This window comes from Psychrobacter sp. LFX-11D (genome assembly GCF_904846475.1).
Lineage (GTDB): Bacteria > Pseudomonadota > Gammaproteobacteria > Pseudomonadales > Moraxellaceae > Psychrobacter > Psychrobacter cryohalolentis.
In genome coordinates this window covers 177,714-189,297 of the sequence record NZ_CAJHAV010000006.1, presented here as the reverse complement: position 1 = coordinate 189,297, position 11,584 = coordinate 177,714, and the positions used below count along the sequence as shown (strand labels likewise).

Here is an 11,584-nt window from a genome sequence, read left to right as displayed (position 1 = left end):
CCATTCTTCTTTGTATGTTTGTCACTACAAAAAGGGCAGTTTTTTGATTCATGGCGTTGATTCCTTGCAAATATAGACAGTATATAGCTTTAGGACCTATCCCAGCATGAAAAATGTCCATTACACCGATTAACTTAATATCGGCTGAAATGCCTATACGATAGTTTTGTAACTATTTACTATAATTACTAGACGACCGGTCTAATTAATATATAATGCGGACAGATGCAAATAAGTTGCAGACTTTATTTTCAGTTTTTAAATCTCTTTTTCATACTCAGAAAACATATTAGGAATCTTATGAATAACTTTCAATATTATAATCCCGTCCGTATCGTCTTTGGTGAAGGTCAAATCGAGAAGTTGGCTGAGCTTGTACCAACAGATGCCCGCGTACTGATTACCTATGGTGGCAGTTCAGCACAGCGTACAGGTACGTTAGATGAAGTTAAAACGGCATTAGCTGCCAGTGGCAATCGCGAAATATTCGAGTTTGGTGGTATTGAAGCCAATCCAGAATTTACTACCTTGCTAAAAGCAGCTGATATGGTCAATGAGCACAATATTGACTTCTTATTAGCCGTTGGTGGTGGCTCTGTACTTGACGGCAGTAAGTTTGTCGCACTGGTATCTTCATTGACTGAAGAAGACGGTACGGTATCGAGAGATAAAGCATGGGATGCGCTCACCAGTTATTGCAGAGATATCGATTCAGCAGTTGATTTGGGCGCAGTATTAACTATTCCAGCGACTGGCTCTGAGATGAATTCAGGCGGCGTGATTAACTATAGTGAACGCCAAGCAAAACTGCCGTTTGGTAATCCACTTGCCTTCCCTAAATTTTCAATTTTAGATCCAACCAAAACCATGACTTTACCTGAACGCCAAGTAATGAATGGTGTGGCTGATGCCTTTGTTCATGTGATGGAACAGTACCTGACCTACCCGGTCAATGCGAAAGTTCAAGATGCCTTTGCTGAGAGCTTATTAAAGATTCTGATTGAAGAAGGCGCAGCGGTAAAAGCTGATCCAGAGAATTTAGAGACCCGCAAAAACATCATGTGGACGGCAACTATGGCGCTAAATGGTCTGATCGGTACTGGTGTACCGCAAGATTGGACGACGCATATGATTGGTCATGAGTTGACCTCATTGCACGCGATTGACCATGCTCGCACGCTAACCATCGTATTACCATCAGTCATGCGAGAGCTTAAAGACAGTAAAAAAGACAAATTGCTTCAATATGCACGTAATGTTTGGAATATTACAGCTGACGATAATGGTACTGAATTAAATGATGACGCCATCATTGAAGCGGCTATCAAACAGACTGAAAACTTCTTCCGCGAGCTTGGACTGCCGGTCAGCTTAGCAGATGTTGAGTTAGATGCTGCTGCCATTGATCCTATTATCAAGCAATTAGAAGTGCATGGTATGGTGAAATTGGGTGAGCATGGCAAAAACGACTTGGCAGTATCACGTCGTATTCTAGAGCGTGCCATTACTAGCAACGCTTAACTCTCTGAGTAATTATCTATAGTTATATTGTCGTTATAGAAACCACTAGCCTGTCACTTCAGAGTGGCGGGTAACTTTAAAATCAAAAATAAATAAAATAAGGCGCTTTATCATGAGCTTTAATGAACAACAAAATCCACAACAAAATCGTCAAATCAAACTTGCCAGCCGCCCACATGGCGCACCAACTGCCGATAATTTTGAATTGGCTACTGGCGAGATTCCAAAACCCAACCAAAGCGAGATGCTATTACGCACCGTATATTTATCGCTTGACCCTTATATGCGCGGACGTATGAGTGATGCCGCAAGCTACGCTGACCCATTAGAAATTGGCGATGTCATGCTAGGTGGAACGGTTGCCCAAGTCGTCGAGTCTAATATCGATACATTTGCAGTCGGTGATTTGGTAGTATCGAACTCGGGCTGGCAGGACTATAGCGTCAGCGATGGCGAAGGCGTACTAAAGCTCGATAAAAACATGGCAAACCCTTCTTATGGCTTGGGTGTGCTTGGTATGCCCGGCTTCACAGGCTACATGGGTTTGACTGATATCGGTAAACCAAAAAAAGGCGAAACCTTAGTCGTCGCGGCGGCAACGGGTCCTGTTGGCGCAACTGTTGGACAAGTCGGTAATCAGTTAGGCTTACGTACTGTTGGCGTTGCTGGCGGTGCTGAGAAGTGTGCTTACGCGGTTGAAGAATTAGGCTTTGATGTTTGTCTTGATCATAAAGCCGATGACTTTGCTGAACAACTAGCAATCGCCTGCCCAGATGGTATCGACATTTATTATGAAAATGTTGGTGGTAAAGTCTTTGATGGCGTATTGCCACTATTAAATGCCCACGCACGTATTCCAGTATGTGGCTTGGTATCACAGTATAACGCCACCGAATTGCCAGACGGTAAAGACCGTTTGGGTGTCCTGATGGGTAATATTCTAAGTAAACGTCTAACCATCAAAGGTTTTATTATCTTTGAAGAATACGGCGATCATTTCCCAGAATTCTTAGCTACGATGAGCAAATGGCTTGAATCAGGTGCTGTTAAAACCAAAGAGCATCAAGTTGATGGTTTAGCACAAGCCCCACAAGCTTTCTTTGATATGCTTGATGGTAAGAATTTTGGTAAGACAGTGATTAAAGTGGCTGACGTTAAATAGCTGATAGCTAACATAAAAAATCATGAAAATAACCAGTTAACAACATAACTTGTTAAGACAGCTACTGAAAGTCATTCTTAAAAGATGAATACTGTCAGCAGTCGGTTTTTTAGCGTTATTAGTTTTTGATAGCGTTAATAACTTTCAACAATAAACAGGGACAATTATGAATATTTTAATGGTACTAACTTCACACGATAAATTGGGCGATACTGGTAAGAAGACAGGTTTTTGGCTAGAAGAATTTGCCGCGCCTTACTATGCTTTTTTAGATGCCGGTGTCAATATCACAATTGCCTCTCCTGCAGGCGGTCAACCACCACTTGACCCAAGTAGTGACACGCCGGATGCTCAAACCAAAGATACCAAACGTTTTAAAGAAGATTCTGAAGCCCAAGAACGCCTAGCAACGACTAAAAAATTGGCAGATATGAAAGCGGAAGATTTTGATTCAGTATTCTATCCTGGTGGTCATGGTCCAATGTGGGATTTAGCCGTTGATAAAAACTCGATTGAATTAATTGAGACGTTTATCAAACAAGATAAGCCAGTTGCTTTTGTCTGCCATTCTCCTGCCGCGCTCAAAAACGTTAAAATCGATGGCGAGTATCTGGTCAAAGGCAAAACGGTCACAGGCTTTAGTAATACCGAAGAAGAAGCGGTTCAGCTCACTGACGTCGTGCCTTTCTTATTAGAAGATGTGCTAAAAGCCAATGGCGGAAACTATGAAAAAAGCTCTGATTGGGAATCGTTTGTGGTCGAAGATGGTTTGCTGATCACGGGTCAAAATCCGGCGTCGTCAGAAGAAGCCGCCAAGCGTTTAATGGCTAAAATACAGGCTTAATAGCATCAAATCCACTGCAAAAAGGCTAACTAAATGATTCGCTTACATCACCTCAATCAATCACGCTCATTACGGACGTTATGGCTTTTAGAAGAATTGGGACAACCTTATGAAATTATTAGCCACCAGCGTGATGCCAAAACGCATCTAGCACCAGATAGCCTAAAAGCGGTACATCCTCTTGGTAAGTCTCCGGTTATTGAGATGGATGGCGAGCTTTATGCAGAGTCAGGTGCGATTACTGAGCTGTTGATTGAGCGGTTTGCACCTGATAATCTTCGCCCTGCTATCGATAGCGCAGATTATGGTCATTACTTACAGTGGATTAACTTTGCTGAAAGCTCGCTGATGCTGCCGCTTTTGCTTGAATTATTTACCAATAAAGCAGGTGCTGGTGATAATGCATTTTTAAAAGGGTATATCGCTCAAGAAAAACACAGGCTACTGAGCTATCTAAATGACGAGGTGGCAGGCAAATCCTTTATCGTGGGTAACAAGCTAAGCGGTGCAGATTTTATGCTGTCGTTTGATTTGATTATGCTTCTCAAGCGTGAGGCGTTAGAGGATTATCCTCATATTAAAGAATACGCGCTACAACTGGCAAGCCTTGATAGCTATCAGCGCGCCATGCGTTTGGAAGCAAATTATGATATGACTACTCTGACATAAATCCCACGGTTAAGCGCGTAGATGCGAACGATAATCAAAAACTATGATAAAATAGCTCAAGCTTTTCTTGGGCTATTTTTTCTTATACAGCATTATTAAGTATTAAAGTTTTATATCTTTATGCTTTTATTGTTCTGTGACCTATTTTTTATAGCGCTTTAAATGAGTAAGCGCTAAGAATAAAACCGTATGATGATCGCCGACCACGCTTATTAGCGCTGATCAGACACCGCCTGATAACTGGGAGCGTTACCATGAATTTATATTATCCGTCGTTACCGATGATAGATAGCCCATGAGTACCGACTATCAGTTTAAACCTCATGAACAGCCGTTTATGCTGGGCTCTCCTGCCACACCCGATCATCCTACTTATCGAAAAGTATTTTACTTACTGATCGGTATTTTTATCGGTATTACTGCCAGTTTTCAAAACGGTCTGTTGGTCGCCAACCTCTCTCAAATTCAAGGTGAGATGGGCTTAACCCCTGTTGAGGGTGGCTGGATATCAGTCGCTTACAATATGACCAATGCCTGTATCACGGTACTGCTCTATAAAATTCGCCAACAGTTTGGTATGTCGTTATTTAGCAAAATCACCCTATTCTTTTTGCTCTCAGCGACCAGTATGCAGTGGTTAGTCAGTAGTCATCTATTGAGCTCAACCACCGGAATTAGCATTGATCCTTATTATTTAGAGCTGATTGCCCGTGGCTTTAGCGGCGTGGTCGCGAGTGCCATGACGGTATTGTCTATCTTTTATTGTTTGCAAGGCATGCCAGCAGCTCGGCGTATTAGTGGACTGATTTTGGGCTTTGGCTTGGTACAGTTTGGGGTGCCTTTATCTCGCATCATCTCGCCTTATCTTGCCGCCGATGGTCAACTTGAAGGCTTGTTTTTATTCCAAGTTGGCTTAGCTTTGATATGCTTTGGCTTAATTAACCTTCTTGAGCTGCCACGCGGTAATATGGAAAAAGTCTTTGAAAAGCTGGATATTGTCAGCTTTGTTTTTTTCGCGACTGGTCTTGCAGCATTGGCAGTGTTTTTGGTACAAGGGCGTATTTTATGGTGGACGACTCCTTGGCTCAGTTATCCACTGATTATTTCCGTCGTCACCATTTCTATTGCGCTGTGGATTGAAACCCATCGTAAAAACCCGATGCTACAAGTACGTTGGATGCGCAGCCGGACGATTATCGCCTTTATGATAACGGGCGCTGTGATGCGTATCTTGCTGTCGGAGCAAAGCGTTGGCGCGGCAGGGTTATTGGCTAACCTCGGTTATGGCAATGATCAGCTGATTGTGTTCTATGCCATTATTTTGGCGGCCAGTGCGCTGGCATTGGTGCTTAGTATTTTTACGACCAATGCGATGGACCTACGTCGACCGGTGATTTTTGCCGTGGCATTGATTGCGATTGGTGCATGGATAGATACGGGTGTGTCACTGAATTCTACACCTGTCATGTTTTATTTTAGCCAGTTTATCATTGCGTTTGCTGCCGTATATTTTATGGGACCGATGGTATTTGAAGGGATGTTTCGTGCCATTGCCAATGGTCCTGCCTATATTATTAGCTTCTCGGTGATTTTTGGTATTTCACAAACGGTTGGCGGTTTAGCAGGTGCGGCGGGAATTCAAGCCTTTACCACCATTCGCACGCAGATGCACTATGCAGATATGGTCAGCTCCATGAGTACCGGCGATCCGGCAACCATGCCTCAAATATTACAAGGGATTCAGCGCCAAGCGACCGTCGCCGCTTATGATGACTTATTCTTTTTAATGGCAGTCAGCGCGACGATTACCGCGATCTATTTATTAATGGTGTATTTCTATTATTTGTATCATAAGCGCAATCCTCTTGGTAAAGAGCTTGCCGCGTTAGCAGAAATGATGGGCAAAAAATAGCAGATTATGCAAATTCTATTGTGTATTCTATAGCGCCTATTCTCTCTTATTATTATTGTAACGTTATCTATTATGTTTATAAAATTCCTTAGGAGCGCGTCATGAACGAAGACAAACCCAAAAGCTTTGATGACGCAAGCACCCCTAACAAAACAGCTAAAACTGTTGAAAATGCTCAAGCTAGTGAATCATTATCAAATCAAGCGGTTGTGGATACACCATCACAGTCACACATGGCTTCCAATAATGACGCAAATACCAATATAGCAGCCATTCAACCTGAACCGACTATGTCTGCAACTCAGATTCAAACCGACCCTTCTGATGACTTACCTACGAATGCCAATGAGCCTATAAACGCCGCTGATACAAATAAAATAGACAGCACTGAGGCAGGCGATGGCAAAGATGATATACCGATGCCACCCACTGAATCTATTCCTGCGCCAGCAGGTTGGTCGCCCAAAAAGAAGTCATTTTTTAATTTAGCCTTACTGATTGCATTGATTGTTATTGGTGTGGCACTCATTCTCTATGCGTGGAAACTGCCACCTTTTACCCCAACCATGCAGCAAACCAATAATGCTTTCGTTAAAGGACAAACCACCATTATCAGTCCGCAAGTGTCAGGTTATGTGACAGAAGTAGCGGTAGAAGATTTTGCAAATGTTGTAGCTGGTGACTTATTGGTAAAAATAGATGATCGTACTTTTCAGCAGCAGCTCGAACAAGCGCAGGCGAATATCGATATTGCGTTAACCAATCGCTCTAGTAATGCGCAAGATACTGGCACCAGCCAAGCACAGATTCAGGCACGCGAGGCAGATGTTTATAGCGCCAAAGTGAGTGTCGACAGTGCCCGCGAGGACGTTAACCGTTATCAGGGCTTGATTGCCATTGGTGCAGTATCAAGTGCAGATGTTGCTCATGCTGAAGCTCAATTAGCAAAAGCACAAGCTGGTGTCCAACAAGCGGAAGCCAATTTACAAGTGGCAGTCGAGAGCAGCGAAAAAACGACTGCTAGCCGCTCTTCATTAGATGCCAATATCAAAAATGCTGAAGCCGCCGCAAAACAAGCACAGATTAATTTGGACAACACCATAATCCGTGCTCCTGAATCGGGACAACTGAGTCAGTTGACCGTTAAAACAGGACAATATGTCACTGCTGGTACGCAGCTTATGTATATCGTACCAAAAGGCGTATGGATTATTGCCAACTTTAAAGAGACGCAAGTGGCAAATATGACCATTGGTGAAGCTGCCACTATTCATGTGGATGCCTTAGGTGGCACACAATTTAGCGGACGGGTCAGCAATATATCACCCGCAACAGGCAGTGAATTCAGTGCTGGCGCTGCCAATCCTGCGACAGGTAACTATATTAAAATTGCTCAGCGTATTCCGGTACGCATCGACTTAGACTCTAACCAGCCAGACCTTGCCCGCCTACGCCCTGGTATGTCTGTGTCGGTAGATGTTGATACCAAATAGCTCCACTATAAAAGAAATGAAAAAAAGCCACTTTTTTTGCCATATGAATATGACAGGTAAAGTGGCTTTTTTATAGACATGAACTTCTTCTAAGACCATATCATGCGCTATTGATTACGTTTAAGGCAATAAGCGTTTGGTACTAAAGCTACCATCCGCCTCTTTATGATAGACAATACGGTCGTGCATTCGATTGGCGCGACCTTGCCAAAACTCAATCTCATTGACAGTAATCTCGTAACCACCCCAAAACTCAGGCGTTGGTACGGCTGCGCCTTCTGGATAGTCTGTTTTCAATTGCTCAAACGTCTGCTCCATCACTTCGCGATTAGCAACTTCACCGCTTTGTGGTTGGCTAACCCACGCGCCTACTTGGCTATCGTGAGGGCGTTTTTGAAAGTAAGCAGCAGATTTATCAGCATCAATTTTAGCAATACTGCCGCTGATACGAATCTGACGCTCAAGCTTGTGCCAAAAAAACAGCGCTTCTGTATTAGGATTTTCAGCGATATCTTGACCCTTGGCACTTTCGTAATTGGTATAAAAAACGATACCTTTATCTGTAATTTCACGTAATAGAACAATACGTACGCTAGGCTTAGTATCCTCACCACAAGTCGCTAAGCTCATCGCATACGGCTCTTGTACTTGCGCCTCTATTGCTTCATTCATCCAAACATTTAACAACTCAAACGGTGATGCTGGTATTGATTGTTGGTCTAGTTGACCTTTTTCATATGACAAACGCTGATCGCTAAAGTCCATACTCATGATTGTCCCTTATTTTGCTATTCTAGTATGTTTATATCAAAGACTATTAACCCAATATGGCTTTTATTTTATCTGCCAAATCATTCGCCATTACATCACATTCTATCTCATCATCTGACTCAACCATGACTCGAATCATAGGCTCTGTACCCGATTGGCGAATAAGCAAGCGACCGCGACCTTCTAAAGTAGCACGAGCTTTATCAAAAGCAACCACTAGCTTTTCATGCTCAAACGGATCTTGCATTTGAGGCAAGCGTACATTGACCAGTTTTTGTGGTAATACTTCAAAGCCTTCAGTTAAATCACTTAGTGCTTTGCCTCTTGCTTGCATGACTGCAAGTATCTGCAAACTTGCGATAATAGCGTCGCCAGTCCGGCTTTTATCCAAGCACAAGATATGACCTGACGGCTCACCGCCCAATATCCAACCGTTGGCCTCAAGCTCTTGCATCACATAACGATCGCCTACTTTTGCACGGGTAAATTCAATACCAGCGTCTTTTAATGCCAATTCTAAGCCCATGTTACTCATCAATGTCCCAACGACACCTTTGGCTTTAGTTTGACCTTGAGTAGCAAGTACATACAAGATACCATCGCCGTCAACCAAATTGCCGGCTTCATCGACCATCACAATACGGTCGCCATCACCATCTAAGGCAATGCCCACATCGGCTTCGTATTTTAGCACTGCTTCTTGCAAACCTTCAGGATGGGTTGAGCCACAATCAGCATTGATATTAATGCCGTCAGGCTTATTATTAATGGCGATGACATTGGCGCCCAGCTCACGCATGACACGAGGCGCCACGCTATAGCCTGCACCATTTGCACAGTCGACGACCACAGTCAGATGATCTAAGTCATATTGATAGGGAAAGCTGCCTTTACAAAATTCAATATAGCGACCTTTCGCATCATCGATACGATTATTTTTGCCCAATTGTGCCGGATCAAGAATAGGCATTACGGCATCGTTATTACCGTCGACCGCCATAATAGCGTCCAACTTATCATTGATAGCATTTTGCATTGCATCAGTTAATTTTTTGCCGTCGGCTGAGAAAAATTTGATGCCATTATCATAGTATGGATTGTGTGAGGCAGAAATGACTACGCCTGCATCGGCATTAAAGCTACGGGTCAAATGTGCGATAGCAGGTGTGGGCAATGGCCCTAACATATATACATCGACGCCAGCGGCGTTAAAGCCTGCTTGTAGTGCGCCTTCGATCACATAGCCTGACAACCGCGTGTCTTTACCAATCACAACACTTGGCTTACGCGGCGAATTTTGATTGTTTTCTATCAGCACCAATCCTGTGACATAGCCGAGCTTTAAGATAAAATCTGGCGTAATTGGCAGCTCACCAAATTTACCGCGAATACCATCAGTGCCAAAGTAGCTCATTATTATTGTTCCTTAAGTCTAAAAGTAAAAGCCTCGACGTGGAAGCAGGCTCAGTAGCTTCAATCATTCACTGTCATCAATGGTTTTGATAAGACAAACAGTTATGAATTATTAGAATAATCTATGATTGTATTTTACAAAAAAAACAGCCAACAATAACAAGGCATTGTTGGCTGTTTGTATCTTAACGTCGCTTGACACTGTACAGCTGCGAGTCATCGCATCCTATAGCGGCAAAGATATAATTAGTCGACTCGATAGTTAGGTGCTTCTTTGGTGATTTGCACATCATGCACATGCGATTCTTTCATACCCGCTGAGGTAACTTTGATGAACTGTGGTTTGCTGCGCATATCTTCAATCGTGGCACAGCCGGTATAACCCATAGATGAGCGCAAGCCACCTACCAATTGGTTGACGATACCAGCGACTGGACCTTTATAAGGTACACGACCTTCGATACCTTCTGGCACCAATTTTTCCACACCGTCTTTGGCATCTTGGAAGTAGCGATCTGATGAGCCGTTTTGACCTGACATCGCGCCCAAGCTACCCATACCGCGGTAAGCTTTATAATAGCGACCTTGGAACAACTCAACTTCACCTGGCGCTTCTTCTGTACCTGCCATAAGTGAGCCAACCATGATGCATGACGCACCAGCAGCAATGGCTTTTGCCATATCACCTGAATAGCGAATACCACCATCAGCAATCAATGGAATACTGTCTTGCAAAGCGCTTGCAACACTATCAATCGCCGAGATTTGCGGCACACCGATACCGGCAATAATACGTGTGGTACAGATAGATCCTGGACCAATACCAACTTTGACCGCATCTGCACCAGCATCACGTAAGGCTTTTGCAGCATCACCTGTCGCGATATTGCCGCCAATCACTTGTACATGCGGGAAATGTTTTTTAATCCAAGATACTTTATCAATAACGCCTTTTGAGTGACCATGCGCGGTATCAACAACGATGATATCGACGTCAGCCGCAATCAATGCTTCAACGCGTGCTTGAGTATCAGCGCCCGTACCAACTGCTGCGCCCACACGCAGGCGACCTTGCTCATCTTTACAAGCATTTGGATTGTTTTCAGCTTTAGCAAAGTCATTGACCGTAATCAGACCACGCAAACGGAAATCATCATTGATAACAATAACTTTTTCGATACGGTGCTCGTGTAGCAGTCTTTTGATGTTTTCGTTGCTCTCACCTTCTTTAACGGTGACGAGCTGCTCTTTCGGCGTCATGATATGGCTGACAGGCAATGATAGATTGGTTTCAAAGCGCCAGTCACGATGAGTCACGATACCGACTACTTTATCAGTACCCTTCTCAACCACTGGCACGCCTGAGATGTTATTGTCTTGGGTCAGTCTTAATAACTCACCGATGGTCATCTCTGGATGCACAGTAATAGGATCAACCACAGTACCAGCTTCGAATTTCTTGACGCGGCGCACTTGCATTGCCTGCTTATCGATATCCATGCTCTTATGCAAAATACCTAAACCACCAAGTTGTGCCATGGTAATGGCCATCTCAGACTCAGTGACTGTATCCATAGCAGCAGAAATTAGCGGTAAATTTAGCGTGATACTTTTTGTTAGGCGGGTCGTTAGATTAGCAGCTTTTGGCAATATTTCTGAATAAGCTGGCAATAATAAAACGTCATCAAAGGTTAAGGCTTCATCGACAATTCGCAACATACAGACCCCTATTAGTGGTTATTTTGATAGGTGGGCAATACAGTATCAAGAAAATCAACAGAAATTCTATCAAAATCATA

9 protein-coding genes are annotated in these 11,584 nt (G+C 43.4%); 6 read left to right on the top strand and 3 right to left on the bottom strand.

Annotated elements, in window-relative coordinates; translation table 11 throughout:
- Window positions 1-300 precede the first annotated feature (300 nt).
- From JMX75_RS06645 to JMX75_RS06620, 6 genes are all read left to right on the top strand, one after another.
- Window positions 301-1,521, top strand: a complete 1,221-nt coding sequence (locus tag JMX75_RS06645) for an iron-containing alcohol dehydrogenase (RefSeq protein ID WP_181210209.1) — start codon at window positions 301-303, stop codon at window positions 1,519-1,521.
- Between the two features lie 112 nt (window positions 1,522-1,633).
- Entirely contained in the window at window positions 1,634-2,683 is a 1,050-nt protein-coding gene (locus JMX75_RS06640) for an NADP-dependent oxidoreductase (RefSeq protein WP_181210210.1), read from the top strand.
- 166 nt (window positions 2,684-2,849) lie between these two features.
- On the top strand, window positions 2,850-3,527 hold the full coding sequence (locus tag JMX75_RS06635) for a type 1 glutamine amidotransferase domain-containing protein (RefSeq protein ID WP_011513350.1): 678 nt from the start codon (window positions 2,850-2,852) through the stop codon (window positions 3,525-3,527).
- A gap of 33 nt (window positions 3,528-3,560) precedes the next feature.
- Window positions 3,561-4,196: a glutathione S-transferase family protein gene (locus JMX75_RS06630; RefSeq protein ID WP_011513349.1), complete on the top strand. Its 636-nt coding sequence runs from the start codon at window positions 3,561-3,563 to the stop codon at window positions 4,194-4,196.
- A 295-nt stretch (window positions 4,197-4,491) separates the two neighbouring features.
- On the top strand, window positions 4,492-6,108 hold the full coding sequence (locus JMX75_RS06625; protein ID WP_201531621.1) for an MFS transporter: 1,617 nt from the start codon (window positions 4,492-4,494) through the stop codon (window positions 6,106-6,108).
- 101 nt (window positions 6,109-6,209) lie between these two features.
- The gene (locus JMX75_RS06620) at window positions 6,210-7,601 is read left to right on the top strand and encodes an HlyD family secretion protein (RefSeq protein ID WP_201531619.1); all 1,392 of its coding nucleotides are present in this window, start codon (window positions 6,210-6,212) and stop codon (window positions 7,599-7,601) included.
- A gap of 120 nt (window positions 7,602-7,721) precedes the next feature.
- Here the strand turns inward: JMX75_RS06620 and pdxH are convergent, their stop codons facing one another.
- From pdxH to guaB, 3 genes are all read right to left on the bottom strand, one after another.
- Window positions 7,722-8,372: a pyridoxamine 5'-phosphate oxidase gene (gene pdxH, locus JMX75_RS06615; protein WP_181210213.1), complete on the bottom strand. Its 651-nt coding sequence runs from the start codon at window positions 8,370-8,372 to the stop codon at window positions 7,722-7,724.
- A 46-nt stretch (window positions 8,373-8,418) separates the two neighbouring features.
- Window positions 8,419-9,786 (bottom strand): phosphoglucosamine mutase, encoded by a 1,368-nt coding sequence (glmM, locus tag JMX75_RS06610; RefSeq protein WP_181210214.1) that lies wholly within the window; start codon window positions 9,784-9,786, stop codon window positions 8,419-8,421.
- Between the two features lie 245 nt (window positions 9,787-10,031).
- The gene (gene guaB / locus JMX75_RS06605) at window positions 10,032-11,504 is read right to left on the bottom strand and encodes an IMP dehydrogenase (protein WP_011280629.1); all 1,473 of its coding nucleotides are present in this window, start codon (window positions 11,502-11,504) and stop codon (window positions 10,032-10,034) included.
- Window positions 11,505-11,584: the final 80 nt, after the last annotated feature.